This window comes from Paenibacillus sp. FSL K6-0276 (assembly GCF_037977235.1).
Taxonomy (GTDB): domain Bacteria; phylum Bacillota; class Bacilli; order Paenibacillales; family Paenibacillaceae; genus Paenibacillus_AQ.
In genome coordinates this window covers 2,597,655-2,623,294 of sequence record NZ_CP150276.1, presented here as the reverse complement: position 1 = coordinate 2,623,294, position 25,640 = coordinate 2,597,655, and the positions used below count along the sequence as shown (strand labels likewise).

The 25,640-nt window shown below is 42.4% G+C and carries 27 protein-coding genes, 1 pseudogene and 1 other annotated feature; of the genes and pseudogenes, 9 read left to right on the top strand and 19 right to left on the bottom strand.

Going from position 1 to position 25,640, the window contains the following annotated elements:
* Positions 1 to 115: 115 nt before the first annotated feature.
* From MHH52_RS12115 to MHH52_RS12100, 4 genes are all read right to left on the bottom strand, one after another.
* Entirely contained in the window at positions 116 to 1,522 is a 1,407-nt protein-coding gene (locus tag MHH52_RS12115) for a GNAT family N-acetyltransferase (RefSeq protein WP_340008829.1), read from the bottom strand.
* A 196-nt stretch (positions 1,523 to 1,718) separates the two neighbouring features.
* Positions 1,719 to 1,952 (bottom strand): ROK family protein, encoded by a 234-nt coding sequence (locus MHH52_RS12110; protein ID WP_340008827.1) that lies wholly within the window; start codon positions 1,950 to 1,952, stop codon positions 1,719 to 1,721.
* Between the two features lie 219 nt (positions 1,953 to 2,171).
* On the bottom strand, positions 2,172 to 2,321 hold the full coding sequence (locus MHH52_RS12105) for an ROK family protein (protein ID WP_340008825.1): 150 nt from the start codon (positions 2,319 to 2,321) through the stop codon (positions 2,172 to 2,174).
* Between the two features lie 8 nt (positions 2,322 to 2,329).
* The gene (locus MHH52_RS12100) at positions 2,330 to 2,467 is read right to left on the bottom strand and encodes a hypothetical protein (protein WP_340009608.1); all 138 of its coding nucleotides are present in this window, start codon (positions 2,465 to 2,467) and stop codon (positions 2,330 to 2,332) included.
* Positions 2,468 to 2,577: 110 nt separating this feature from the next.
* Between MHH52_RS12100 and MHH52_RS12095 the strand changes: the two genes are divergently transcribed.
* Together MHH52_RS12095 and MHH52_RS12090 are read left to right on the top strand one after the other, a co-directional pair.
* A complete protein-coding gene (locus MHH52_RS12095) occupies positions 2,578 to 2,874 on the top strand; it encodes a histidine kinase (protein ID WP_340008823.1) in 297 nt (98 codons plus the stop codon).
* A gap of 173 nt (positions 2,875 to 3,047) precedes the next feature.
* Positions 3,048 to 3,290, top strand: a complete 243-nt coding sequence (locus MHH52_RS12090; protein ID WP_340008821.1) for a hypothetical protein — start codon at positions 3,048 to 3,050, stop codon at positions 3,288 to 3,290.
* On the opposite strand, the gene MHH52_RS12085 is transcribed toward MHH52_RS12090, so the two are convergent.
* The 3 genes from MHH52_RS12085 to MHH52_RS12075 all read right to left on the bottom strand — a co-directional run bounded on the left by MHH52_RS12085 (position 3,271) and on the right by MHH52_RS12075 (position 7,116).
* Entirely contained in the window at positions 3,271 to 4,842 is a 1,572-nt protein-coding gene (locus MHH52_RS12085; RefSeq protein WP_340008819.1) for an ABC-F family ATP-binding cassette domain-containing protein, read from the bottom strand. The two genes, MHH52_RS12090 and MHH52_RS12085, sit on opposite strands and share 20 nt — an antisense overlap.
* Before the next feature lie 623 nt (positions 4,843 to 5,465).
* A complete protein-coding gene (locus tag MHH52_RS12080) occupies positions 5,466 to 6,587 on the bottom strand; it encodes a DUF4179 domain-containing protein (RefSeq protein ID WP_340008817.1) in 1,122 nt (373 codons plus the stop codon).
* Positions 6,580 to 7,116 (bottom strand): sigma-70 family RNA polymerase sigma factor, encoded by a 537-nt coding sequence (locus tag MHH52_RS12075; protein WP_340008815.1) that lies wholly within the window; start codon positions 7,114 to 7,116, stop codon positions 6,580 to 6,582. Before MHH52_RS12075 ends, MHH52_RS12080 begins: the two co-directional genes overlap by 8 nt.
* 225 nt (positions 7,117 to 7,341) lie before the next feature.
* On the opposite strand from MHH52_RS12075, the gene MHH52_RS12070 reads away from it, so the two are divergent.
* Entirely contained in the window at positions 7,342 to 7,710 is a 369-nt protein-coding gene (locus MHH52_RS12070; RefSeq protein WP_042187569.1) for a winged helix-turn-helix transcriptional regulator, read from the top strand.
* A 149-nt stretch (positions 7,711 to 7,859) separates the two neighbouring features.
* Here the strand turns inward: MHH52_RS12070 and MHH52_RS12065 are convergent, their stop codons facing one another.
* Positions 7,860 to 8,285 carry a hypothetical protein gene (locus MHH52_RS12065; protein ID WP_340008813.1) on the bottom strand — a complete coding sequence of 142 codons (426 nt, stop codon included), beginning with the start codon at positions 8,283 to 8,285 and terminating at the stop codon, positions 7,860 to 7,862.
* Between the two features lie 198 nt (positions 8,286 to 8,483).
* Positions 8,484 to 8,775: a binding site (T-box leader), on the top strand.
* A 102-nt stretch (positions 8,776 to 8,877) separates the two neighbouring features.
* Here MHH52_RS12065 and trpS point away from each other — a divergent pair.
* Positions 8,878 to 9,873: a tryptophan--tRNA ligase gene (trpS, locus tag MHH52_RS12060; protein WP_340008811.1), complete on the top strand. Its 996-nt coding sequence runs from the start codon at positions 8,878 to 8,880 to the stop codon at positions 9,871 to 9,873.
* Between the two features lie 74 nt (positions 9,874 to 9,947).
* On the opposite strand, the gene MHH52_RS12055 is transcribed toward trpS, so the two are convergent.
* The 3 genes from MHH52_RS12055 to MHH52_RS12045 form a co-directional block, all read right to left on the bottom strand.
* Complete coding sequence (locus MHH52_RS12055; RefSeq protein WP_340008810.1) at positions 9,948 to 10,493, bottom strand: cation:proton antiporter regulatory subunit; 546 nt, start codon at positions 10,491 to 10,493, stop codon at positions 9,948 to 9,950.
* A 258-nt stretch (positions 10,494 to 10,751) separates the two neighbouring features.
* Positions 10,752 to 11,984, bottom strand: a complete 1,233-nt coding sequence (locus MHH52_RS12050) for an aminopeptidase (protein WP_340008808.1) — start codon at positions 11,982 to 11,984, stop codon at positions 10,752 to 10,754.
* A gap of 166 nt (positions 11,985 to 12,150) precedes the next feature.
* A complete protein-coding gene (locus tag MHH52_RS12045; protein WP_340009607.1) occupies positions 12,151 to 12,498 on the bottom strand; it encodes a hypothetical protein in 348 nt (115 codons plus the stop codon).
* 154 nt (positions 12,499 to 12,652) lie between these two features.
* Between MHH52_RS12045 and MHH52_RS12040 the strand changes: the two genes are divergently transcribed.
* Both MHH52_RS12040 and MHH52_RS12035 read left to right on the top strand, forming a co-directional pair.
* The gene (locus MHH52_RS12040; protein ID WP_340008807.1) at positions 12,653 to 13,789 is read left to right on the top strand and encodes a VanZ family protein; all 1,137 of its coding nucleotides are present in this window, start codon (positions 12,653 to 12,655) and stop codon (positions 13,787 to 13,789) included.
* An 87-nt stretch (positions 13,790 to 13,876) separates the two neighbouring features.
* Positions 13,877 to 15,316 carry a serine hydrolase gene (locus MHH52_RS12035; RefSeq protein WP_340008805.1) on the top strand — a complete coding sequence of 480 codons (1,440 nt, stop codon included), beginning with the start codon at positions 13,877 to 13,879 and terminating at the stop codon, positions 15,314 to 15,316.
* A gap of 78 nt (positions 15,317 to 15,394) precedes the next feature.
* On the opposite strand, the gene MHH52_RS12030 is transcribed toward MHH52_RS12035, so the two are convergent.
* Positions 15,395 to 16,159 carry an exodeoxyribonuclease III gene (locus MHH52_RS12030; protein ID WP_340009605.1) on the bottom strand — a complete coding sequence of 255 codons (765 nt, stop codon included), beginning with the start codon at positions 16,157 to 16,159 and terminating at the stop codon, positions 15,395 to 15,397.
* Positions 16,160 to 16,298: 139 nt separating this feature from the next.
* Here MHH52_RS12030 and MHH52_RS12025 point away from each other — a divergent pair, with 139 nt between their 5' ends.
* Entirely contained in the window at positions 16,299 to 17,447 is a 1,149-nt protein-coding gene (locus tag MHH52_RS12025; protein WP_340008803.1) for an MFS transporter, read from the top strand.
* 83 nt (positions 17,448 to 17,530) lie between these two features.
* On the opposite strand, the gene MHH52_RS12020 is transcribed toward MHH52_RS12025, so the two are convergent.
* Together MHH52_RS12020 and MHH52_RS12015 are read right to left on the bottom strand one after the other, a co-directional pair.
* Positions 17,531 to 17,956, bottom strand: a complete 426-nt coding sequence (locus MHH52_RS12020; RefSeq protein WP_313638353.1) for a hypothetical protein — start codon at positions 17,954 to 17,956, stop codon at positions 17,531 to 17,533.
* 107 nt (positions 17,957 to 18,063) lie between these two features.
* On the bottom strand, positions 18,064 to 18,912 hold the full coding sequence (locus MHH52_RS12015; RefSeq protein ID WP_340008801.1) for a helix-turn-helix transcriptional regulator: 849 nt from the start codon (positions 18,910 to 18,912) through the stop codon (positions 18,064 to 18,066).
* Positions 18,913 to 19,036: 124 nt separating this feature from the next.
* On the opposite strand from MHH52_RS12015, the gene fabF reads away from it, so the two are divergent.
* Positions 19,037 to 20,275, top strand: a complete 1,239-nt coding sequence (gene fabF, locus MHH52_RS12010; protein ID WP_340008799.1) for a beta-ketoacyl-ACP synthase II — start codon at positions 19,037 to 19,039, stop codon at positions 20,273 to 20,275.
* A 28-nt stretch (positions 20,276 to 20,303) separates the two neighbouring features.
* On the opposite strand, the pseudogene MHH52_RS12005 reads toward fabF, so the two are convergent.
* The 4 genes and pseudogenes from MHH52_RS12005 to MHH52_RS11990 form a co-directional block, all read right to left on the bottom strand.
* Positions 20,304 to 21,097: pseudogene (locus MHH52_RS12005) on the bottom strand (glycoside hydrolase family 43 protein); the annotation flags it as partial.
* A gap of 192 nt (positions 21,098 to 21,289) precedes the next feature.
* Positions 21,290 to 22,357, bottom strand: coding sequence for an ABC transporter ATP-binding protein (locus MHH52_RS12000; protein ID WP_340008798.1), 1,068 nt, complete (start codon positions 22,355 to 22,357; stop codon positions 21,290 to 21,292).
* A 162-nt stretch (positions 22,358 to 22,519) separates the two neighbouring features.
* Positions 22,520 to 22,864 (bottom strand): HXXEE domain-containing protein, encoded by a 345-nt coding sequence (locus MHH52_RS11995; protein WP_340008796.1) that lies wholly within the window; start codon positions 22,862 to 22,864, stop codon positions 22,520 to 22,522.
* Positions 22,865 to 22,971: 107 nt separating this feature from the next.
* Positions 22,972 to 23,934 carry an aminoglycoside phosphotransferase family protein gene (locus MHH52_RS11990; protein ID WP_340008794.1) on the bottom strand — a complete coding sequence of 321 codons (963 nt, stop codon included), beginning with the start codon at positions 23,932 to 23,934 and terminating at the stop codon, positions 22,972 to 22,974.
* Positions 23,935 to 24,061: 127 nt separating this feature from the next.
* Here MHH52_RS11990 and fabV point away from each other — a divergent pair, with 127 nt between their 5' ends.
* Positions 24,062 to 25,255 (top strand): enoyl-ACP reductase FabV, encoded by a 1,194-nt coding sequence (gene fabV / locus MHH52_RS11985; protein WP_340008792.1) that lies wholly within the window; start codon positions 24,062 to 24,064, stop codon positions 25,253 to 25,255.
* 20 nt (positions 25,256 to 25,275) lie between these two features.
* Here fabV and MHH52_RS11980 read toward each other — a convergent pair whose 3' ends face one another.
* Positions 25,276 to 25,533 (bottom strand): DUF2164 domain-containing protein, encoded by a 258-nt coding sequence (locus MHH52_RS11980; RefSeq protein WP_313638344.1) that lies wholly within the window; start codon positions 25,531 to 25,533, stop codon positions 25,276 to 25,278.
* Positions 25,534 to 25,640: the final 107 nt, after the last annotated feature.

The following is a 25,640-nucleotide window of genomic DNA, read 5'->3' as shown; positions in this document are numbered from 1 at the left end:
AATTATTCAATTAGAGCTTCACTTGGATCATCAATTGGAGCATCATTTACAGGATAACAAGAATAGAGCCGCTCCCAAGTAGTTAAAAAACACTTTTGGAACGGCCCTTTTCTTTTTACACTACCAACTCTCGTACAACTTCAACCTCATCCCTGCTTACTTCAACGAATCCAAGGGATGTATATAAGTTCGAAGCACGTTCGTTCTCTATTCGATGCCCAATAACGATTTTGTCGCAGTGATGTTCGGCTTTAATATATCGAATCAAGGCATCCATCCCGGTTCTACCGAATCCTCTATTCTGATTTTTGTGATCAATCATATAAGCCATAATCCAATAGCTTCCATCCTCAGGATCTACGGCATATACTGAGAAGCCTACCAATTCTTCATCTGCGTATAAAGCTAATGGAGTCATTCCACAATAAGCCGATTCTGCCAACCAATAGACTACCGGTACAGGAAAAATAGATTTTTGCTCTTCCGATACCTCTAATTGAGTACAGGCATACCAGTTATTCTCCTTGATTGTCTTCAGCACGACATGAGGATGAAAGCCATCCCGAATACGATCACAGATGCCTTCCAATTTAGATTTAAGCTGTAGTGCCCATTCAGGGCTTATAGAAACGTCAAACTCCTCTAAACTCCGAAGCAACCTGGCGAAACTATATAAGTCAGAAAACCTTTGAAATTCAGGTAATAGCCTGATATATTCATCATCCAGCCGTTTTACGGATCTATAACCACTAATAAAAAGATCGATGTTCCTCTTGCTCTCCTCATCATTCTGCTTGGATAGATCTCTTAAGGCTGACGTGATATCCATCGCAAACCAGTGATACATAGAGTCATCGAAGTCAATCGCACTAAATCGTGATTTTTCTTTCATATAAAAGATATTGTCTGTCTCAAAGTCAAAATGGATTAGCCCCGTATGTCCTACGCCAAAAGTGAGCTCACTTAGCCATGTCTCAATGCGTTCGTATTCCTTAAGCGCTTTATGCTCCTCTGGGTGCCTTCTTAATACGGATAAAATAAATTGAAGCGAATCGACCCAGCTTTTACGCGCGGGCGTGCTCGGAGCATAAGTTTCGGATAAATTATGCAATCGCGCGAGTGTTTGACCCCAATGTTGGAACTGCAGCTCCGACATCTCTTCAAGTGGAACGTACTCCCCTTGGGCTTGTTCAAAAACAACCCCGTGATATTTGCCTTTTTCAGTTGAAAGGGTCTCAATCCAATTCCCTTGCTTGGAGCGTACTGGCGCTACGGTCTCATAGCCCTGTTCCAATAAATACATCATAAAATCTAGTTCAGCTTGGATATTCTCTGCGGTATTATCCTCTTCGTGAGTAAACCTTAAATAATAATGCTTACTATTCCATTGAAACGTATAAATAAAATTACTGCTAGCCCTCACTAACTTCATAGTTCCAGGCTCATGATTCCAATACTTGATCATCTCTTTGGCGGGTAGATCGTTCTCTGTTCCCCGTACCATGTTCATTAAATTCATCATTTCCGATAGTGCCTCCCGTAGTCATTGAGAGGTGTTCTTCCCTTACGAATACTGACCTCTCTCGGACTTCAATGTGGTGTTGTTCGTACTCAAACATCATCACTCCTTATAAACGGATTAGGAACCCAAAAGAAAAGACGTTGTCGTCTTTTTACTCTCATCCCCTTTAACATTATCGGTAAAATATTCTATTTAATCAAGAGATTTCGATGGATCCTTCAGTGTAAGAAGAAATGACTGAGACACCGTACTCCCAGATCTGTAACCCTGCACCGATCATTCCACATGAATTGCCACGATAGGCTGCTTCAATCCGAACGTTGCTCTGTATCGAGGGCATCGTTCTCGTAGTCACTTCTCTTCTTATTCCTTCGAATAATAACCCACCTGCTTCAGCTACTCCACCACCAATAACAATAACCAGATCCAAGTGCAGCGATTGTTTCTTCCATTACTTCTATAGCTAGAGGGTCTCCTTCCCTCCATCTCGCGATTACGTCTCGTGAGTCTAAGTTATCAAATGGCAGCTTGTTTAAAATTAGTTTCTCCTGCATTCGACGAGCAATGCTTGTGCCTGACGCATAATGTTCTACGCAGCCTTTTCCTCCACAAACGCAAATAGGTCCTTTGAAATCTACAGACATATGCCCTAACTCTCCAGCACACCCCAAGTTCCATGAACAAGGCGTCCATCTACGACAATTGCCCCTCCCACACCCGTTCCAAGCGCAACACAAATAAAGTCATTCACATCTTTGCATGAACCTAGATATTTCTCCGTCAATGCTAATACATTCACGTCGTTATCTACGATCCCGACTCTAAGCGACCTTCCCGATTTGTAACATCTAATGCAACAATGTCCGCATTTGCAGAGACAATTGCTTTCACTTCATCTAGGGTTGGCGTAATAAATATAGCTGATCCAGGAATATCCCGTTTAATAAGTCCATAACCGGTACATTTACTTGCCGGAAGGTCAAGCTGGTGGGGATGGAGAAACTTTGATGTGGATTTGTATAGTGATCGTCAAGATGAGTTTGGTGTTCTGTATAATGGAATCCGTAAAAATGGTGAAAGACCTCCAAAATTATATTGAGAGATCTTCAATGGCCAAAGCACAGCAAAAAGTAGCCCAGTACGGCGCCCTCAAAAGCCAAATCAATCCGCATTTCCTTGCGAATGTACTTGAATCTATTCAGATGAAAGCCATCATCAATGGACAGCGTGAGATTGGCGAAATGGTGGGGATTGTAGGTAGATTGTTTCGGATTCATATCCAGACCGGAAAGATAACCGTAACCCTGCGAAAAGAACTTGAGCACGTCCGGCTGTATGTAAAGATCCAATAATTACGTTTCGGGGACAAAATTCAATATGTTGAACAGCTAGAACCTCATAGCGAAATGGTTAAAGTCATGCACTTTTCCCTTCAACCCAACGTTGAGAATCTATTGTCCATGGACTGGAGTGTCGAAGTGAACCAGGTCTCCTTGAAGTATCCTCAATGATATCGGGGGATGACATGCTAATTATCGTTATGGATAACGGGATTGGCATCGATGAAGAGAAACTTAAACAGCTACGTTTCCGTCTCTCTCAACCATCAGACACCCTAGATGAAGCTCATATTGGTATAAAAAATGTTCATGATCGTATTCAATTTCATTTTGGTGAACAGTTTGGGATTGAAATCACCAGTCAAGTAGGGAAGGGACGACCGTGGTCATCCGACTCCCAGCATAATCCTAGACATTCTGCTCTGTGATCCCTACTTCAGGGTCAAAGGTAAGCATTTTGGTAGCTATTTTATCGATGAAGAAGCGGTCATGACTGACGGTAACTACGGCTCCAGGGAAATGAATGAGCGCCTGCTCCATCACCTGAATACTCGTCAAATCCAAATGATTCGTTGGCTCATCCAAAATAATGACAGCCGCGCCAGAGAGAAGGCATTTTGCTAACGCTACTCTGGCCTGTTGTCCTCCTGACAGACTGCCGATCGTTTTGCTTAAATCCATTTCTGAGAATTGCAGCATGGATAGAAATTTGTTCACTTTTTTCCGTGGAGCGTCGAGTCCCAGCCCATACACATTTACAGCATGACTGACAGTATCCTTAACATCCAGTTCGTCCCACATCTGATTGAAATAAGCATAGCTAACCCCGCGTTCCCAAGTTACTTCACCCGTTTCAGGCTCTTCTTGCCCAGTCAATACCTTAATAAGTGTCGATTTCCCGCTGCCGTTAGGCCCCACGATAGCTATCCGATCTTCCTTTTGAATATCGAAGCTGATGTTCTGGAATATCGTCCGACCATCATAGCTTTGTCCAATTCCTTTCACTTCACCCAGCTTGTCCGGAAAACGTAAATTACTGTAGATATCGGTGATCAGTACGTTCACTGGATGAGGCTCCACACGCTTTTTCATATCTGTTAGCTTACGTGATAGTCGATCCTTAGAAGACTTTTTATTACCACGGGTTTCAATTGCCTCCGACTCCATAAGCAGAAGCTCTTCTTCCCACTCAAACTGACGGTCGAGCACCTTTTTGCGCATCTTCTTTTTACGAACATAATCGGTATAATTGCCTTCATATTCCTGAAAATGATAATTCTCAATTTCAATCGTCCGCGTGACTACCCTGTCAATAAATTGCCGATCATGTGAGACCAGTATCATTGCCCCATTAAAACGGTGCAGCCACTGCTCCAACCATACGATCCCATCTATATCCAAAAAGTTAGTTGGCTCATCGAGCAATACGACGTCGGGCATTTCAATTAAGACTTTAGCCAGTGCTGCACGGTTCCTCCAGCCTCCAGATAACTCATCGACTGGTTGATGCCGTGATCTTTCATTGAAGCCCAACTTGGTCAGGACAGTGTTGATTTCGACGGATACATTCCAGCCATCCAAATGATCCATTTGTTCAAAAAGCGCCGCTTGCCGCTCTAAAAGTGTATTCATCTGTACATCATCCGTCACTAGTCCAAGCTGTTCCCCGATTTGGTTAAGCTCCTGTTCGATAAGCGCTACCTGCTCAAAGCACAATTCTAACTCTTGCTGTACAGACAAGGAGCCGGAAAGCTCCGAGAATTGAGAGAAATAACTGATCTTCACATTGGGATCTAACTCTACTTTCCCTGCTGTTGGCTCCTCTTTACCCATCATCAGTTTAAAAACAGTAGACTTCCCCGCACCATTTCGTCCGATTAACCCAATCCGTTCGCCCTTACTAACTCGAAAATAAATATCTCGAAAAATCAATGTATTCTCATATTTCTTAGTTACGTTCTCCATACGGATTACGCTCAAATCTATCACCCCTAGTTCATATAGATCAGAATTCAGCTCAGCACACTCAAAGAGTTATTATAGCATTATTTAAAAAAAGGACATTTAATAGGCGCAACAGAATTCGCAGCGATAATGCGCTTCTTTCTGTGACCCTCCATCACAACTACTATAAAGATATTCAAGATCGTATGCCTCGTCTTCGGAGCGGTAATGCACATGCCTATAATATTGTAATAGGTTACACTACAGAAGATCTAGCGAATCAAACAGGTGCCTCAGACGGCGGTAACTCTGCACTCTACGGGCAAGCATTCAATGAATCGGACTCAGGAGCCCTTATTTCGAAGATTCGCGGCAATTCGTTGTGCGAACGGACTCAGATGCAGCTATTCATCCAAATTTGCTCAATTCCAGTGTGAATATAGACTAATAAGCGCTATACAGTCCGATAGATCAGCAAAATGGTCTAAAAAACACAAATAGCTGCAATACGGTCCGCAAGGTTCGTAAGGTTTAGTGATAGAGTATTATCAAAATTGCATTCTGTTTCAAAATACACAAAAGGCCGCTATTAGCGGCCTTACGTCTGTATTCCGAATTCTGATACAGTTTTTGCACATTCAGCTCGAAGCTCTTACTTCTCATTTTTTCAGAATATCAATATACTCATCATTCTCGCGATCAGATCCCGCATCAAGCTTCAATCGAATGGATTTCGGGTGATCCAATACGTTGCTACTAAAGTAGCTTTTAAATCCATCCTCACTACCCCTTCCACCAATCGAATTATTTTCCACTTCGTGCTTCCCAACCCGCGATGTAAGCTCACTCGGGGTCTTTCCAAATAATTCATTCCTGATCTCCCAATTAGTTTTTAAATCCTCACTTAGCGTATATTTGACTACTATACTTAACGGAGAAAGCTCCACTTGTGCAAGATTCACTTCATGCCCATCCATCATAAAAGGTTGATTTAGAACTAGTGTCTCTGTCTTCTGCTCCCAAAATTTCGAATCAATCGTGAAGTTTATCTTTAAACGATCAGAATATCGTATGTCCGCTAGATTAGTTCCCGTTTTCGGTTTTGCTAGCATTCCTGGGTCCACTGACGCAATCTGAAAATTAGCAACCACCTCTTTTGGAAATGCTTTATTCTTATCTAGTGGATATATTGTTTTTCCGAGCCATGTATAAATACTATCCTCAGCATGTGATCCCATTCCATTTCTATAGCCATTTTCATCTATTATGCTCTGCCCTGATACAGCATCTGTCAGCCACACACTATTCACGCTGTAAATTTCCTGCCCATCGCTTGTAGTCCCTGTATACAGCATTATGATTTTATTTTCATCAGCGATCACAGCATTCAGAGTGATTTTATACCCATTTTTCTCAGTACTTTTATTCACGATCTGCACGTAATCATTACGGATCGCTGACTCTAAAGTAAGAGCATCTATATCAGACGAAGCTACTTTCTTAAAAGATTCCAGCTCGCCCCAGTCACTGAATTCATTACTTGTTGTGGCTTGCTGTGGTAGCAATTGGGATGGATTGAAGAATAGTAATCCTGCGACCATAACTGCAGCAGTCAATACAGCCATCGCGCTTTTTGCGAATATTAGCTTTTTGCCACGTTTCTTACCTAGTTCGAGTCCTGCTTGTATGGCATAGATTTGTGCGGCCGCACTCTCCATTTTTTGCTCCTGCGGGATCCGTTCAGCATCGATTAACAAGGCAAGCTCCTCCTGACTACTCATGGTTCCAATCACCCCGATTCTTAATGATGGTTCTTAACTGCTTTAGTCCTTTATGCTGCCATGTCTTAACCGTACCCTCGGGTTTATTCATAATGTTAGCGATCTCGCTCAAAGTCATATCATTGTAGTATTTTAACAGCAGCACATGGCGATACTTGGGCTTAACCTGCTCGAGTGCCCACAGCATTTCCATTCGATGATGGCCAATGTGCGTAATCTGCTCTCCTATTCTTTCATCTACCAGCGGCATGGAACGTTTTCTTCGTCTTTGTTCATCTATACAGACATAGATCAGAATCCGAATAATCCATGATTTGAACGCTTTGGGGTCCTTTAATGTTTTTCTTTTAATCCAGGCCCGGCAGGTCATTTCCTGCATTGCTTCCAGCGCATCGTTTCGGTTACGCAAGTAGCTATAGGCAATACTGTATAATTGTTCTCTATGTATCAATAAAGAATCGTAAAAATCCGTCTCGCACCGAGTATCAAGAATCGTTACTTTCTTCATTTCTGCATTAGTCATCGTCATTTCCTTCCTTAGCCCCCTCTCCTCAACCTTTCATAGATTAAGACGGGGAGGGTATAGAAACGGTTTTTATTTGTATTAACTTTTTTGGAGCTGAGCACTTTAAGATTATAACATTCTATAAAAAATGAATGATAAATGTTATGATAGTTAAAATTGGACATAATCAATAGTACGCACTTAAAAGTACCATAGGCACTAAAAAGTACCTATAGATTGGAGGATATCATGACAACCATCAAGAAAAAATACAATATTTCCGTTGAGGCCACACTCGAAGTCATTGGAGGGAAATGGAAATGTGTGATTCTCTGTCACTTAACACATGGCAAAAAACGCACTTCGGAACTAAAACAGTTGATGCCCGGGATTACTCAAAAAATGTTAACACAGCAGCTGCGAGAGTTAGAGGCCGATGGAATCATCAACCGAATCGTATACAATCAGGTTCCACCAAAAGTGGAATATGAACTTAGTGAGTATGGTGATAGTTTAAGCGACATTTTGACTTCTCTATGTAATTGGGGAGAACAACATATCATTAAGCAGTATGGCGATAAATATGCTGTGTTAGAGGACAATATTTTAAATAAATAACAAGAGGAGCCATAAGTTCACTCTTTTAAGAACCCCTTCCTTAATGGTTGGGGTTTGTTTGGAGATTTATGCCGCGAGAGTTGAGGTTTTAATTATACGCCCATGAAAAAAAGGACAGTTAAATCAGATCGATTCAACTGTCCCATAACTTAAATTACGCCATCTCCCCCAATAGCAGTTGCTGTGAATGATATGGGTCCAAATAGATTTATAGGTAAGTTGCTATCATTTTGAATGACCAATTCATAGTTGTGGACTCCAATATAAGGGCCATCCACCCACAGAACATTTAATTGAATATCATTAGTTGCAGTAAAACTAAAAAAGGATCTATAAATATCGACTCCAGCACGTCGGATTAAAACAAAAAATTGACTATTAGCAAGTGCAGTAAGACTAAAACTACCATTTAACTCGACTCTACTGGAGAAAGAGGCTGGATTAGCCGGACTAATATTTACTTGCGCTGTGGCTAGTCCCGCTCCAGCTCCAGGAATCCCTGCAACCGTTGTAACAGTAGTAAACGGGTCTAAGGGGATTTTTGCCTGTGAACCATAACTTATAATTGTCGCCATTTATCATCACTCCATTTCAAGGTTATACAGTATTATATTGAAAACCCGAAGTGATAGATTGGACTTAATTCCTGATGATTATATACAATTTAAGTTATACCTTGCTAGATCATATAAACCTAGATACTTCGTCTATCACTATCTAGTTTCCACCTATTGACAGAATCCTTCTTCAGAATTATAATAATCCAAATATCATGAACAACGCTGACAAAGGGTAAGTAGACAACCGAACATGGACTTCAGAGAGCCGGTGGTTGCTGCGAACCGGTGTCCAGCGCTTGATCGAATGGCCTTTAGAGTTGCTCTTCCGAACCATCTTGTTAGGATGTTGTAGGGATAGCCGGGATTCCCGCCGTTATCAAGGGACCTGTATCCGAGATCATTTATAACCCTCTTTCGTACAGGTAAGAGAAGATCGTAAAGCCAACGAAACGTATGGTGGTGACGCGATCATTTAAGGTGGTACCACGACAACTTCGTCCTTATTGGATGAGGTTTTTTTGTCATTTAAAGGAGGTGATGGCCATGGATGATGGCTGGTGGTGGCGACTCAATGTTAATCAGAAGCAACAAAACAGGAGGAATTTAAATGATAAAAGAACGTGTATTAACTGGAGATCGAGTGACTGGAAAGCTTCACCTTGGCCATTACGTGGGCAGCTTACAGAACCGAGTGGCGCTACAGGAGCAATATGATACTTTTGTGTTTCTAGCAGATATTCAAGCGCTAACGACTCACTTTGATCGGCCTCAACTCCTTGGTCAAAACTTGAATGAAATCACATTAGACTATTTATCAGCGGGTATAAATCCGGATAAAGCTACAATATTTATTCAATCCATGATCCCAGAGATCGCTGAGCTGACCGTCCTATTCTCCATGTTTGTCACTGTGAATTCGTTGCGGCACAATCCTACAATTAAAGCCGAATCGAAGAATTCCAGCTTAGATGAGCTGTACTACGGTTTTCTTGGTTATCCAGTTAGTCAGGCTGCGGATATAACATTTTGTAAAGCGACGATTATTCCTGTAGGAGAAGACCAGCTCCCCCATCTGGAGTTAACTCGCAAAATCGTACGTAGATTCAACGAGTTGTACAGCCCCATCCTTGTGGAGCCCAGAGCGCTCATCAGCGAGACGCCAAGACTAGTGGGAACAGATGGAAACGCTAAAATGAGTAAAAGCCTTGGCAATGCCATCGAGCTGGACTCCACGAAGGAAGAGATCACCTTCAAGATCCGTAAAGCCACAACCGACCCAGCCCGTGTTCATAAAAATGATCCTGGGCATCCAGATATTTGTCCCATTTATGCTTATCACCGCGCTTTCCGTTCACATAGCGCCCCAGAAATTCGCGAAGGTTGCGAAAGCGGCAGTATAAGTTGTTCTGCCTGCAAGCAGCTTATCACGACGGCTCTAGACCAGCTAATTGAACCTATGCGTGAGCGTCGCTCCTATTATGCTGCTAGACCCAAGGTTGTTGAGGATATCTTATTATCCGGAACTAAACGTGCCCGCGACATCGCACAAGAAACGATGAAAGAAGTACGTGAGGCCATGTGCCTTAATTATTTTTCAAAATAAAAGTGATCAGTATAAACAATAAAAACGCCGGACTCTCTATTGAAGAGCGCTCCGGCTGTTTTTTTGAGAAAGTATTATTTAATTAGAGCATCCTCTGACATCAACCGCTTCAGGGTATTAAATTGCTTCGCATCACCTGCAGCTACAAGCGTCGATCCCTCCTTGAAGCAATACTCTGGACCAGGGTTTAGGACTTTACGTTTGTCCGCTTCTACAACAGCGATGATCGCTGCGCCCGTACGTTCTCTGATCTCAAGTTCCCCTATGGTTCTACCAATCAAAGGACAAGAAGGATTAATCCTGAGCCAGTCTACAATCAGGTCCTCAAACAAACTCTCCTCGACTTCGACTGCCTTAGGCTTATAAGTAATACCAGCAAGTATTGCCGATACAGTTCTTGACTCTTCATCATCCAACGTCACATTGGACAGGGTTTCGTTACCTCCATCGGTCACATGATACAATTCACGCCGTTCATCATTATGAATCACAATGGTTAAGCTCTCTCCCGAGCGTGTGTTTATGCAGTATTTACGACCAATACCAGGCAAATCCACTTCTCTAATATCCATTTTACTTCCCCTTTCTCCTCGACCTGTTCCAAAAAAGCTATGGCTCATAGTAGATTTCCCTCCCATCAGCAATCCGTCCATCTCTAACAACTAGTAAAGGCATATGATTCATGGCTGAAGTCTCCTTTGCATAACAATATAGGCCTTCTAGAAAGAAGGTCTACTATAAGCTTACCAGTTTATAAAAAGGACACAACCCTAACCGATAATACATGGCAATTAAAATACTTTCTATTACATAAATCCTTTCACCAAAGAAAAAGGCCGCAACCTCCTAAAGCGAGATTACGACCTTAAATTTATACCTTACAGCACCCAATTTCCCATACGGAATACCGGTTCAATCGTGCCATCTGCTAACTCTCCATCAATATCCAGCTCAGCAGAGCCAATCATAAAATCGACATGCGTTAAGCTGACATTAGCACCTCGTGCCACAAGCTCTTCATTCGTAAGCTTTGTGCCGCCTTCAATATTGACAGGATAGGCACTTCCCAACGCGAAATGGCAGGAGGCATTCTCATCAATCCCGGTATTATAGAAAATCCGGTTCAGACGTGAGATGGGAGAATCATGCTGTACCAGGGCCACTTCTCCTAAATAGGACGCGCCTTCATCCGTTTCCAGCAGCGAGGTCAGATGCTCACGTCCGGATTCAGCTTCATATGCTACTACTTTTCCATCTTTAAAAGTAAATGAAAGTCCTTCGACCAGACGTCCGTTCAGATTCAGTGGGAGTGTGCTTCTTACCGTACCGTTAACTCCTGTACGATGGGGCATAGAATAAATCTCTTCTGTTGGCATATTAGCCACGAAATAGACGCCCTGATCATTCTCTCCGCCGCCTCCACGCCATAGATGGCCTTCCGGAAGTTCCACATGTAGATCCGTTCCCGGAGCGCGGTAATGCAGGCTTTGATAACGCTTAGCGTTCATTCTATCCTGACTTTCTTTCAATTGACCGATATGTTCTCTCCAAGCGGCTACCGGATCATCGCTACCTACACGATTCATCTGGAATACCGCTTCCCACATTGCCTCCACTCGCTCTTCCTCTGGAAGATCGGCAAACACCTTGTTCGCCCAAGCACGCGTTGGAGCCTTGACGAGGGACCAGCTGATTTTACTATTACGAGTATATTTGGAGTAGTTCTTACGAGCAACAGCTGCCGCTTTAACCGCTCTTGATACTTTGGAAGAATCAATACCATTGAACAATTCCGGATCTGGTACTTTAATATGTAAGATGGCGCCGTTCTCTTCCGCAAACTTCTCCATCATTTCTGCTTGCCACTGTGGATAGTAATCAAAGGAATCTTCTGGAGCTTTTTCGTAACGAATACGTGTAGTCGCTTCATCGTCCCAATCAACAATTACATATTTTGCTCCTGCTTCATAGGCTTTACCTACAATCAAGCGAGTAAGCTCTGCAGTTTCAATAGGTGCATGCACCATTAAGACTTGTCCAGGCTGTACATTTACCCCTACTTTTACAACCAGGTTCGCATATTTCTCTAACATTACATCAAAATCTTTCATGATTTCTTTTCCTCCATCTCTATGGTCGCTTTACTGTCGCACCAAAGCACCGGAGCTCCTTAATTAGCAGACGGTCAGCTTCACTTCTTATTTTAACGCAAAATGCTAAGAGTTGCGATTCGATAAAATAAAGCGGCCCCCATTAAGGGACCGCTCATGTAAACCCTTATTTTTTATCCACCTGCAGCAAAGTTACGGTCTTTAAAGAATAGGTATGCATAATCTTGTCCTCTGAGATTACGTTTAGCTTGGTCAAACTTGCCACCTTCGCCGGGTCTGATTTCGAGAGCATACGCCACACTTCGGGGTCTGACAAGGTTTCATATAACTTCAGATCATCATATTCTTTGCGATTTTGCAGCACTAGCTTCACTTTGTAGCTTCCGATTTCAGCCTCAGTTGCCCCTTGCTCACTACAATAACTTAGAATGTCTTGACGAAGATCCGCCAATTCTTTTTCGATTTCCTTTTGCTTTTGCTTCAGTCGATAATACTGCTGCACCTTTTTCTCCATCATCTTCACGCTCCTCTATAGACATGTGTATGCCGGATGCGTGGAATAAATAAGTTGAGTTCCCTATCATAAAATTTTATAATGAGCCGGTAAAGCTAATTTACTAGTGACAATCAATTCTTTTTACAAAAAAAAATTCTACGGCAGGTGACCTATGTTTCATTCGTATGTATTCCCTATTTCTTATGCGTTCATGATGTTTCCTATAGCAGCGCTGATCTTCACACTACCTTTTCTCATCGTTCAATACCGTAGACACGGCTATATCCATAAGCTTAGAGCCTTAATCCTATACTTACTGCTGCTCTATCTGATGAACGCTTATTTTCTCGTTTTGCTGCCATTACCTTCATCCCGGCACAATGTGGCACCTTCTGGAAGTATCTTTCAGCTCAACCCTCTACAATTCATACAAGATATAGTGGATGGTTCATCGATCATACCTGATCAGATCTCAACTTACTGGTCGATACTGCGTGAACCCGCTTTTTTACAAGTTATATTTAACATCGCTATGACTGTGCCGTTTGGAATGTTTCTGGGCTATTATTTTCGAACGCGTTGGGGCGTGTGTATTCTATTGTCCTTTTTTCTTTCGTTATCCTTTGAGATCACTCAGGTTACAGGTATCTACGGATTCTTTGACCATCCCTACCGTCTATTTGATGTCGATGATCTAATTACCAACACTCTGGGAGGTATCTTTGGATTTCGAATTGCCATTTGGATCAACGGGTTGCTGCCACGTATAGAACAACTGGATACGAATATCGATCGATCTGCCAAAAGAGTCTCCTACACCCGCAGAGGGATTGCTTTTCTCATCGATAGTATGGTGTGGATCATTGGATTCGGTGTACTTTATGGATTCGATATAAGAAGTGCTTTCTGGATTGCAACAGGTATTTACTTCATGCTAATTCCATCTCTCACAGGTGGGCGGACTTTAGGCAAATGGATTGTACGTATTCGGGTAACGAACAGCTGTAATCGGGCATCTTTCTGGGCTCTTTTGATCAGATATGGTCTGCTATATTGGGTGATGCTTGGAGTTCACGTTCTCCTCATCAATTCTGCCGTGACGGGACACCTGTCATCCATATGGAATATGATTGTTCATCTCCTTGTTCTACTGGTAGACCTAGCTTTCTTTATTCATTTGGTCATTAAGATATTCAAAAAAGACGATCAGCTAATTTATGAGAAATTGAGCCGAACCTCGCATGTTATTTCATGGCCAGAGAAAAGACGTATCTCCGATGCCTCAAACAGCAGCCCTATAGAAGATTAAAAATGCTCTCTTTTATATGGTGTTTATAGATTGGAATTTATAATAGAATAGGAAGGTAAGGATTCTCAAAATTTAGGAGATGAATGAATGGAAACTACAAGTAGCTTGCAGTTAACTAGAAGTCTTCCAGAAGAGCAGGGCATTTCATCAGCCGCAATATCCAACTTTATTAGTGCAGTAGAGAATCAAAATTTAGGTCTGCACAGCTTTATGTTCCTTCGGCATGGTTATGTGATCTCTGAAGGTTGGTGGTCTCCTTATAAGTCTGACCTTCCACATATGTTATTTTCCCTTAGCAAAAGCTTCACCTCAACCGCTATCGGACTTGCGGTTACAGAAAAGTTAATCACGCTCGACGATTCGGTCATTTCATTTTTCCCGGAAGATGTACCTGAAGAGATTACGGACAATTTATCCAAGATGAGCATTAAGCATCTATTGATGATGGGAACAGGGCAAGTCGTGGATACTATGGATTCACTTCATCAAAGTGCAGATGGAAATTGGGTGAAAGCCTTCTTCACGGTCCCTGTGGAAAAAGAACCTGGAACGCACTTTCTCTATAATACCGGCGCTACTTACATGTTATCCGCAATTCTTCAAAAGGTCACCGGCGAAACGCTGCTAAAATATTTAGAACCACGACTCTTCACGCCTCTTGGCATCCGTGGTGCAACTTGGGAATCATGTCCACGTGGAATCAACACAGGCGGATTCGGTTTAAACATAACCACAGAGGATATCGCTAAATTCGGTCAGCTATACTTGCAGAAAGGCATCTGGAATCATCAGCGTCTTCTGCCTGAGGAGTGGATCTATGAAGCCACTTCTAAACGCATTTCAAATGGCGAAGGCGATCATGACTGGACGATGGGCTATGGATATCAATTCTGGCAATGCCAGCACGGAGCTTACCGGGCAGACGGTGCATTCGGTCAAATCTGTATCGTGCTTCCAGAAAAAGATGCTGTAGTTGCTATCACTGCCGGAACAAATAGTATTCAGGGTATATTGAATGAAGTGTGGGAGCATCTACTACCCAACATGAAGGAAGCCCCCCTTCAGGAAGATCAAACATCAACAGCCAATTTGATTGACAAATTACAGAATTTATCCATTGATCCTCCACAATTGCAACTGTCATCTATTCTAGAAGAGCAAATCAACGGCCAAACATTTAAGTTCGAAAACAACCAATTTTCACTAGCTACCTTATCCATATCTTTTAACAACAACGAAGCTGAACTTACTTTAGTAGATGAGCATGGTGAGCAAAAAGTTATTCGTCTTGGCCGAGGGCAATGGGTCGAAAGCTTTGCACATATCCTTGAGTCTTCTACGAACCGGATCATGTCCAGCTTTACTTGGTCTGCAGAAGATCAGCTTCTATTATCCTTGCTGTTTGTTGAAATGCCTTTCTTGATTACACTTGATATTAAAATTCTAGAGAACATGCTAATCCTTAAGCAGCGGCTAAATGTAAATATGGGCCCGCTTGAATTCGTTGAGATCGTTGGCAGAATTTAATACACAATAGGTTTACTTTCATAAAATAAAGGCCGCTTCGTCCTCTCTCAGGAACTTAGCGGCCTTAACTCTCTTTATTTAGTTCGTAAAATCAGCAAGTTTCAAGATTACTGGGCAATGATCACTGCCCATGATATGACAATCGATTTGAGCATCAAGTACATTAGGCGCAAGTCTAGAAGAAGCTAAGAAATAATCAATCCGCCAGCCTACATTCCGCTCTCTCACCTTCGGCATATAAGACCACCACGAGTATACTCCTTCTAGTTCTGGGTGAAGATATCTAAACGTATCTATGAAGCCGGACTCTAGCAGCGTATTCATTTTCCCTCTCTCTTCATCGGTAAAACCGGAGTTACCTCGGTTAGCCTTTGCATTCTTGATATCAATATCCTCATGGGCTACGTTTAGGTCTCCGCAGACAACAACTGGTTTACGCTTGTCCAGCTCTAAGAGATAATTGCGGAAGCGGTCTTCCCATTCCATTCTATATTCCAATCGAGTCAGATCTCGTTTGGCATTAGGTGTATAGACATTGACCAGATAAAAATGTTCGAACTCTAATGTAATGATCCGACCTTCCGCTTCTTCATCTTCTTCCATCCCATATCTCACAGAGATCGGTTTGATTTTGGTGAACACTGCCGTGCCTGAATAGCCCTTTTTCACTGCGTAATTCCAATATTGATCATATTCCTCGGCATGCTCTAAAGTAATTTGCCCTTCTTGCAACTTCGTCTCTTGAACACAGAAAATATCTGCTTCTGCTTCTTTGAAATAGTCATTAAACCCTTTTTTGACACATGCCCGAAGGCCATTAACATTCCAAGATACCAGCTTTATCATTGACTTTTCTCCTTGCATTTTGCTTTAATTATTTTCAGTTTATCATAGATTTATATCCTAATCATTCAACATCCATGATACAATAACCAAATTGACTCTAAACAAATTTTATTTAATATGTGAGGTAAAGAGACTTATGAATGCACCAACACTATTACGAGGGTTTAACTTTTTGTATTTTGCGCTACTGGCTATGTTTATTCCTTTTCTGCCAGTCTATCTAGGTGAGCAGGGTCTAAACCCGGCGCAAATTGGATTCATTATTGGTACTGGAGGTTTTGTTACCATTATCGCTCAACCCTTATGGGGGATGATCAGTGACAAAACAAGAACGATCCGCAAAGTACTACTAGTTCTACTGTTATGTTCTGCGGTGACGGGATACTTTCTATTCGATTCCAGCAGCTATGTGGGACTTATTCTTTTTACTATGCTGCTCTATTTCTTCTTGATGCCTATCGATCCGCTAGCTGAAAGCTTGAATTTCCAGATCTCCGAGGCAGCTGGAATCAGCTACGGGTCCATACGTACATACGGTGCGCTGGGGTACGGTGTAATGGCCTTGCTCACAGGTTATGTGATGAGTTTTTTCGGCTCCCATGGGATGGCCATGTTGTTCGTTGCGATTAGCCTTACAAGCTTTATAGTCAGCTGGTTCATGCCAGATGCTCCAGTCACCGGTAAACCGGTTACACTTGACAGCCTGAAGCATTTTCTTAGTAACAAAGAAACACTGCTGTTTCTAGTGCTCATATTTATTAGCTCCGTTCCTGCACGAATGAACGATACGTTTCTTGGTGTTTATATCCGCGAGCTTGGTGGCAGTCCTGAATTAGTAGGTCAATCTTTCTTTATCGCCGCAATGAGTGAAATTATTGTTTTTGCCCTAAGCTTTTGGTGGTTGCGAAAAGGAAAAGAGTTAATCATTATTTCGATTTCCGGTGCCTTTTATTTTCTTCGATTCTTTATTTCAGCTTGGATTACTGATCCGCATTTGCTAGCTTATCTACAGATTCTTCAAATCCTTACCTTCCCGGTATTCTACTCCGCAGCTATTCAATATCTGTATAGTATTGTGCCTGAGGAATGGCGTGCTACGGGTCAAACTGTACTGGCGCTGCTGTTCTTCGGTGTATCAGGCATTCTCGCTTCTTATGCTGGCGGAGCATTATATGAAGCCTTTGGTGGTAAGGCCCTATACTTAACGATATCCGTAATGTCATTTATCGGTATGCTGTTCGGATTGATATTGTGCCGGATTTATAGCAAAAAGACCCATGCTTAGCTTGGATTATTATATAACTACAAATAAAAAAACACGGGAACATCACAAAATGTGAGGCCTCGTGTTTTTTTATCTATTACTAATTAGCCTCCGATAGCAATCGCAGTGAAGGTAATCGGACCAATCACTCGTGCTGTAGATGCTGCATTACGATTCTCTACTATTAATTGATAGTTTTGCGTGCCAAAAGGAGCTTGCTCTATCATTTGCAGAGAAACAAGTGAATACTCGTCATCACCATTAAATGCATCTCCTGCTAGTGCATAATAAATTTCGGTGCCTGCACGCCATAGACGAATAATGATTTCTGGATCCCCCACGATCGAACGATATCCGAATGTTGCAGTCAATTCCACTCTATTCGTTGCAGAAGCTGGGTTAGCAGGATCAATAAAGACCGAAGTGGTCGCAATGGATACACCTGCAGGACTGGTTGGAACAAGGATATTCACACCATTCGCAATAGGTGTTACTACGGTTGCATTATAATCAATAATTGTTTTGGCCAATAATCTCATCTCCTTAATTGTGATACTCTATTTTATGAGATCTATAAGAAGATGCTTGGACGAATAGATTGACCAAAAACACATAATATTTAATTTTACTATCTTTGTTACTTTATCGTATGTTCCATAAGCTGCTGCAGCTTAAGTTCAGTATTCGAATCTGGGGCAGGAGTATAAATACTACAACGTAAATCGGCACTGCCATGAACCTGTAGCGAGGTTAAATGAAATAACATCTTTCCTGCCTTGGCATGTCTAAATTCGAGTAGAACATCTGGAGCAGAACTTACCCGACTTTGTTCCCACATTTCATTAAAATCCGGATGCAGCCCTTTTAATTCCTCAATGAATTCATCGTACCAACGATCCTCTACATATTGTCCGTAATAAGCTCTGAAAATGGAAAGATAACCACTTACGAATTGTGCCCAATTTACGGCTAAACGTCTGAACTCCTTGCGAACAAATAATAAACGAATCATGTTTCTCTCTTCGATTGGTAGCTTAGAGAAATCGAGAAACACATGTGCTGCAGCCTCATTCCAACCTACAATCCCGCAGCGTCGGTCCGAAATAATCGTAGGACAAGTCTTAAGCTCTTGTAATATTTTCTGAAGAGAAGGACTGATTACAGAGGATTCATCTTGCTGAAATAGAACGTTTCCCGTTCCTGTTTCTAGTGCTAGTGCAAAAAGATACTTCCGCTCATCCGGAGTCAGCCTGAGTGAAGTCGCAATACAGTCCAGAACCGATGACGAAACTTTTATATCCCTACCCTGTTCTAGCCACGTATACCAGGTGCTGCTTACCCCCGCTAGCTGTGCAACTTCTTCCCTGCGAAGTCCAGGCGTTCTCCTGCGTGTGCCTTCTGGCAGTCCAACAGAGCTGGGTGAGATCGCTGCACGGCGTGCTTTTAAGAAATCTGATAATGCCTGTAGTCTCATCTGATTAGCCATAGGCTCACTCTCCTCCCTGTTACATTTCTTAGTATAGTACAAATTATACTAGGATAAACGATAACTTGTAATAGGATAAAATAAGTGGAAAAATACTAATATACACAAGTCGAGGAGGATCATTATGGAACGCGTAGTTATTACAGGCATGGGCTTAATCTCGCCTCTTGGAAATACAATAGATCAATTCTGGGATCGTCTGGTTTCTGGTGAGTCGGGTATATCCCCAATCACTTCATTTGATACTTCTAACTTTAAGTCAAAGATTGCAGGAATTGTGCATGATTTCGATGCGGAGGCCAGATTTGGCCGTAAAGAGGCACGCAGAATGGATAGATTTAGTCAGTTCGCACTCGCAGCCGCTGAAGATGCGTGGACACATTCCGGTCTACAGCTTGATCAGATTGACAAGGAACGAGTCGGTGTATATGTAGGCTCAGGCGTTGGAGGGATTCAAACCTTGATAGAGCAAGGGAGTGTGCTAAAGGGCCGTGGACCGGATCGGGTCAGCCCCACTTTAATTCCCATGATGATCTCCAATATGGCTGCGGCGATGATCAGCATTAAATTAGGAGCTTTAGGTCCTACGATGTCTCCAGTAACTGCCTGCTCTATTGGGAATACGGCGATCGGTGAAGCCTTCCGGTTGATCCGTCATGGTGGTGCCGACATAGTAATTGCTGGTGGATCAGAAGCAGCCATTACTGAAATCTCCTTAGCCAGTTTCGGCAATGCCACCTCCTTATCCTCTCGAAATGAGGAGCCTATTAAGGCGAGTCGACCTTTTGACGGGGGGCGGGACGGATTTGTCATCGGGGAAGGAGGAGGCATTGTCATTCTGGAGTCACTCTCTCACGCGCAGCGTAGAAATGCCAAGATTCACGAAGAGGTCATCGGCTATGGTGCCAGCTCTGATGCCTATCATATGGTCGCTACCCATCCGGAAGGAATCGGTGCTTATCAGGCAATGAAGCTTGCACTGAATGAAGCTAATCTCCAACCTAATGATGTGGATGTAATCAGCGCTCATGCCACAAGTACAGTAGTAGGTGACCGCTCCGAAACTCTTGCGATAAAGAAGTTATTCGGCGATCAAGCGCATCGGATTCCTATAACAGCTAATAAGTCTATGATCGGACACGCTTTAGGGGCGGCTGGTGGCCTAGAGGCCATAGCCCTGATTAAGAGTATACAAGAAGGAATCATTCCCCCTACTATTAATCAAGAGATCAAGGATTCCATCTGTGATCTAGATTATGTCCCGAACATTGCGCGAAAAACTGATCTTAATATAGGAATGTCTAACTCCTTTGGTTTCGGTGGGCATAATGCTGTCATTGTAATTCGGAAGTTTGAAGACTGACCGTTCATAAATAAAATGAGGTTCCAGCTTAGTCATTCTCAGGACTAATTGGAACCCCATTACTTGCTGTAGCTTCATTCCACTCTTTCTGGAACACACCTTTATAAGTAGAACCGTCAATAGTAAGCTCTGAAGTAGGATCATCGATAAGCTTCCACTTCCCCTTTACAGCGCCCTTGATCTTACCACTCTTCGTCAATTGAATCAGATAATACTTGCCATTCTCTTCATCATAAAATGCTGAGTTATTACCTGGTGATACATATCCTTCACCACTCACTGGCAGCTCGTCATCCGTATTCAGGAATTCGAATTCCCCATTAGTTTAACTCCGTAAGGAGCATATGCTGGATCATCGAACAATACGGTAGGCGATCCTTGTGCATTAATCATATCCTGACCCTCTGAATCTTCGAAAGGTCCATCCGGCGTCTTTGAACGAGCTACACAGATGTTATATCCACCATCTGCAGTCAGACCACCATATGATAGGAACAGATAGTAGTAATCCGTTTCAGGACTATACAACATATATGGGGCTTCTATCCGAGCATGATTCGCACCAAGAAGCTTTTTGCCATAACCTTGATCTGGTAGTGGGAATCCTGTATTAGCATCTAGTTCCATAATGAAAATACCACCGGAATAAGAACCGTAAACCATCCACAATTTTCCTTCTTTATCAAAAAACACATCAGGATCCACTACATTCGGCTTTTGAGTGGCATCGTAAATTTCTCCGTCATCACCAATACCTGCCATACCTGACTTCAGAATGACACCCTTATTCTTGTAGGTCCCTTCAATATTGTTCGATACGGCTTTTCTCATTGTTATACCCCCTATGTATGCCTTTTCATCTTGAAACGAAAAAAAAGTCTATCCTTTCATTTAATTAAGTTCGTATTATTTCACATCCATTTAAATCGTAGTGAATTTTTTCCCATAAAAAAAACGCCAAGCCATCGAAATGGCCTGACGTTATTAATTTGAATTTCACATAAGTTAAGCAGCTTATTTAGCGTTATTTTCCACTAAAACAGGCTCTGGATAAGTGTTCTTAAGCACGCGTTGTCTCTTCTTAACGACTTCCGGCGGCTCAACCTTAGGAGCCATCGGATGCAACAGCCAAGACTTCACCATATGTGTATCCGAAACTTTATACATAGGTGGCTCTTTTTCCATGTCGATCTGCATAGCATAAGTGCTACGTAGTGCAAAGGCATCACCCTTTGGCGGTTTGATCAGATCGGGTGGTGTACCTGGAATCGCTGTGAGCAAAGATCCTTTGCTTTCCAAACTTGGCATGGAAGCTAGCAAGCCCCAAGTGTATGGGTGTCTTGGATCATAGAAGATCTCTTCCGCTGTTCCCATTTCAACAATTTGTCCGGCATACATTACTGCTACGCGATCTGCCATTCTTGCTACAACCCCGAGATCATGGGTGATAAAAATAATAGCCGTATCAATCTTCTTCTGCAATTCTTTCATCAAATCAAGGATTTGTGCCTGAATGGTTACGTCGAGCGCTGTAGTCGGCTCATCCGCAATCAGAAGTTTAGGGTTCGCAGCAAGCGCCATTGCTATAACTACACGTTGACGCATACCACCACTAAATTCATGTGGATATTGATTAAAGCGACGTTCTGGTGAAGGAATACCCACAAGATTAAGAAGCTCAATCCCACGTTTATTCGCATCAGCCTTGGAAATATTCTCATGTTTGAGCAGCACTTCAGTAATTTGTCTACCGACCTTCATCATCGGATTCAGTGAGGTCATCGGATCTTGGAAGATCATACCGATCTCTTTACCACGAATTTTCTGCATCTGCTTCTCAGTCTTGCCAATCAAATCTTGTCCATCGAAAAGAATCTGTCCGCGTTTATATTCACCTGGTGGAGTAGGAACTAGCTTCATAACTGCTTGTGAGGTTACACTTTTACCGGAACCTGACTCCCCAACAATCGCTAGAGTTTCACCTTTATCTACATGGAAGCTAACACCACGGATTGCTTGCACTTCTCCGCCGTGTGTTTTGAATGATATCGCTAAGTCTTTTACCTCTAAAAGGCGCTCCATCTTGTCACCCTCTCATTTCCTCGTCAATTATGATAATGATTCTCAGCATGTTGTAAGCAATAAGTATTATTTTATCTAGTTTTAAGGGTTCTAGTCAAGATTTTTCTGAAAAAATATGGCTAGCAGCAGACTTTAGTACTAGTTCTGTTTATTGCGTGCTTATTATTCACTAGCTGCGACTGATACCACGCTGTCATCCAATAGTCGATAATACGCATAAATAGAATAAGGAAGAACTCCTAGTACTATTGTAACAACGCTAGGTGTATACATTTCCAAATAAATAGTCTGTCCAAGATGAGTAAATAAATGGAAGAAGAACCCTGCAAGTACTGCTAAATACAATAAATGGTATGAAAAGAATACTGCGATGCAGGTTACTGCCACTATCAAAATATACACGAATAACACATCCAAAGCAAAATTACGTGTAGTCATGTGCATCATCGAGCGATACATTTTTCGCATAAATGATCGTGAAACATAAATAGTAACGGCAACAGCCACAGTAAATTTACCTCATTTATATGTACACTCAGCCATTCAAACATGAGCGTCCCCTTCCTCCTGTTCTTCCTCCTAATCTTCTATATTGTAGTTGTGCCAAAAATGTGTTAAGCCATGAACCGATCCCAGCCCTCTAGCAGATTATCATGTGCCCACTTAAGGTGGTCTTGGCTGTCGTACTTGCGCGAATAACACTCGATGAAGTAAATTAAGTCGATATATAAATCGTAGAGTTTTTTGCGAGCACATTCATTAGGGTTGTCGAAGCTATTCCCGTAACCTCTGCAGAAATGCTCGGAATTCTCAATATAGCGAAAATAATATTCCATAAGCGGATCGCCCCACAGTGCCCGTTCCCAATCAATCAATGCGACAATGCTGCCCTCTCGCACAAACACATTGCCGTCCCATAAATCCCAGTGTACTAAACGAGGCTCAGTGACCACATCCATAACATGTAGGCGACTTATGATCTCTGCCTCAACGGTTTCTAACGGAATGGGCATCTTTGCCTTTAAACGACGTGCATCGTCAAGCAAGTTCATCATTAAATGCTTAAATGTTTCCCGCCACGAAGTCCCTTTTATCTGTGTGGACGCATTGAATAATCCGAAACGCTCACCATGAATCTCATTAATTAACTGGCAATAACGACCTAACTCTGCCTCAATACTTATTCTCTGCTGCGGACTCAGTTCTTCCTTAATTTCATTATAGGGCTGGCCGATTATTTTCTCCATGAAAAAAAACTCACTCGAAATCAAATTTTTACTGTTATCATAAGCGTATACCTCAGGCACGGGTACTGTCCCTTTAGACTTCATCAGTTGCATCGCTGCAACCTCAGTAGCCATGATATCGTGCTCGTAACTAAGGGTGTCTGTCTCATCTGATGGCGCTATCTTTAGGATCATGGCTCTACCATCTGACAATAGAAGGTCATATGCTGCGTTAAAATAACCTCCCGTCAGTTCCGTACTTCGAATAATGTTCACATGACTTCCAAAAGCAGCACCTACTAGAATGCTCTGCTGATCTGTCGTTAATTTCGTTTTAGTAAAACTTTCCAAGCTCTCACCACCATTAAGATTTAGTATTAACGATAAACAATCCTTCTCCAATTGAATGAAAATTGTTAAAATTAGAACTAACGAGTATCATTAGCCTGCTTTTTATGAAAGAGAGGAAACCATTATCATGATTATCAAACCTAGAACACGCGGCTTTATCTGTACTACCGCCCATCCGCAAGGTTGCGCTCGTCAAGTAGAACGGCAAATCGAATATATCCAGACACAACCCGAGATCAAAGGACCACGCAAGGTGCTTGTCATTGGCGCCTCTACAGGATATGGCCTCGCCTCACGGATTACAGCCGCCTTTGGGGCTGGAGCCAGCACGGTGGGTGTCTACCGCCAGAGCAGCAGCAATGGAACCCGTACAGCCTCTGCTGGGTGGTACAATTCAGCAGCTTTTGAAGAGCTTGCAGAGAAATCTGGTCTTCAATCCTTCAGCGTAACCGGTGATGCCTTCTCCAAGGAGACCAAGGATAGAACCATACAACTGATTCTCAGTGAGTTGGGACAAGTTGATCTAGTCATATACAGTGTGGCTTCTGCTCGCCGAACAGATCCTGTGACGGGTGAAATTTATAACTCCGTAATTAAACCTATAGGAGATACCTACACGAATAAAACCGTAAACTTTCATACAGGTGAGGTAAGCCAAATCTCCATCGAACACGCTACCGACAAGGAAATCGATGATACCATTCGAGTCATGGGTGGTGACGATTGGCAGCTTTGGATTGAAGCACTCCTGGAAGCTGGAGCATTAGCTGATCATGCCACCACAATCGCTTTCTCTTATATTGGACCAGAACTCACCCAATCCGTATATCGCAAAGGCACGATTGGGCGTGCAAAAGATCATCTCGAATCAACAGCACATACGCTTAACGAAGAACTTTCTATTATAGATGGTCGGGCATATGTAGCGGTTACGAAAGGTCTCGTCACACAGTCTAGCTCGGCGATTCCTGTCGTACCCCTGTACACTTCTGCGCTATACAAAGTCATGAAAGAGAAAGGACTTCATGAAGGCTGTATTGAGCAAACCTATCGGTTGTTTGCAGAGCGTCTCTATGCATTAGAAGGGACTCCAGTGGATGAAGAAGGCCGTATCCGAATAGATGACTGGGAGATGTCCCCAGCTGTACAGAATCAAGTGACTCAGATCTGGGATGAACTCACTACAGACAACATCTATGAACTGACAGATCTACAAAGCTACAAACTGGAGTTCTTCCAGTTATTTGGTTTCAAGACGGATGGTGTAGATTATGAAGTCGAGACTGATCCAGAAGAAGTTACGATTACAAATCTGCGATAAATATTAAATCGTGTCGCGGGTTATCTTTTCCCTAATGTTAATGGTTGCTCGAGAGCATACATTTCTTCTTCTATGGAAATCATCTTTTGCTCAATCACTTTACGGGCGTCTGCCAGTGCCTGATTATAAATATAAGGCGAGAGTTCTTTGAGCATAAAATCGAGAAGATTCTCACTTGCTAATTGGCCAATTTCGCTAGATAACTCCGTATCAAAATAATCCTGAATACTGGATGTAATCTGAAGTTTGTGTTCTCTCTGTATTTTTATCGGCTGCATGATCGTCCTCCAATTTGTATGGTTTAAGATTCAGATTATCGATACAGGAAAATGACGTGCTTGCGCACGTCATTTCTTATATCTATATAATTGATTCACTACTGCTT

What these genes read in the sequence shown, in the direction of transcription:
- MHH52_RS12080 (WP_340008817.1), bottom strand. Translation starts at nt 6,587, where the DNA reads ATGAGTAGTCAGGAGGAGCTTGCCTTGTTAATCGATGCTGAACGGATC.
- MHH52_RS11980 (WP_313638344.1), bottom strand. Translation starts at nt 25,533, where the DNA reads ATGCAGCCGATAAAAATACAGAGAGAACACAAACTTCAGATTACATCC.
- MHH52_RS12025 (WP_340008803.1), top strand. Translation starts at nt 16,299, where the DNA reads ATGAATGCACCAACACTATTACGAGGGTTTAACTTTTTGTATTTTGCG.
- MHH52_RS12050 (WP_340008808.1), bottom strand. Translation starts at nt 11,984, where the DNA reads ATGAAAGATTTTGATGTAATGTTAGAGAAATATGCGAACCTGGTTGTA.
- trpS (WP_340008811.1), top strand. Translation starts at nt 8,878, where the DNA reads ATGATAAAAGAACGTGTATTAACTGGAGATCGAGTGACTGGAAAGCTT.
- fabF (WP_340008799.1), top strand. Translation starts at nt 19,037, where the DNA reads ATGGAACGCGTAGTTATTACAGGCATGGGCTTAATCTCGCCTCTTGGA.
- MHH52_RS12035 (WP_340008805.1), top strand. Translation starts at nt 13,877, where the DNA reads ATGGAAACTACAAGTAGCTTGCAGTTAACTAGAAGTCTTCCAGAAGAG.
- MHH52_RS12075 (WP_340008815.1), bottom strand. Translation starts at nt 7,116, where the DNA reads ATGACGATGACTAATGCAGAAATGAAGAAAGTAACGATTCTTGATACT.
- MHH52_RS12095 (WP_340008823.1), top strand. Translation starts at nt 2,578, where the DNA reads ATGGAATCCGTAAAAATGGTGAAAGACCTCCAAAATTATATTGAGAGA.
- MHH52_RS12065 (WP_340008813.1), bottom strand. Translation starts at nt 8,285, where the DNA reads ATGGCGACAATTATAAGTTATGGTTCACAGGCAAAAATCCCCTTAGAC.
- MHH52_RS12000 (WP_340008798.1), bottom strand. Translation starts at nt 22,357, where the DNA reads ATGGAGCGCCTTTTAGAGGTAAAAGACTTAGCGATATCATTCAAAACA.
- MHH52_RS12045 (WP_340009607.1), bottom strand. Translation starts at nt 12,498, where the DNA reads ATGGAGAAAAAGGTGCAGCAGTATTATCGACTGAAGCAAAAGCAAAAG.
- MHH52_RS12015 (WP_340008801.1), bottom strand. Translation starts at nt 18,912, where the DNA reads ATGGCTAATCAGATGAGACTACAGGCATTATCAGATTTCTTAAAAGCA.
- MHH52_RS12055 (WP_340008810.1), bottom strand. Translation starts at nt 10,493, where the DNA reads ATGAGCCATAGCTTTTTTGGAACAGGTCGAGGAGAAAGGGGAAGTAAA.
- fabV (WP_340008792.1), top strand. Translation starts at nt 24,062, where the DNA reads ATGATTATCAAACCTAGAACACGCGGCTTTATCTGTACTACCGCCCAT.
- MHH52_RS12070 (WP_042187569.1), top strand. Translation starts at nt 7,342, where the DNA reads ATGACAACCATCAAGAAAAAATACAATATTTCCGTTGAGGCCACACTC.
- MHH52_RS12040 (WP_340008807.1), top strand. Translation starts at nt 12,653, where the DNA reads ATGTTTCATTCGTATGTATTCCCTATTTCTTATGCGTTCATGATGTTT.
- MHH52_RS12115 (WP_340008829.1), bottom strand. Translation starts at nt 1,522, where the DNA reads ATGATGAATTTAATGAACATGGTACGGGGAACAGAGAACGATCTACCC.
- MHH52_RS12090 (WP_340008821.1), top strand. Translation starts at nt 3,048, where the DNA reads ATGCTAATTATCGTTATGGATAACGGGATTGGCATCGATGAAGAGAAA.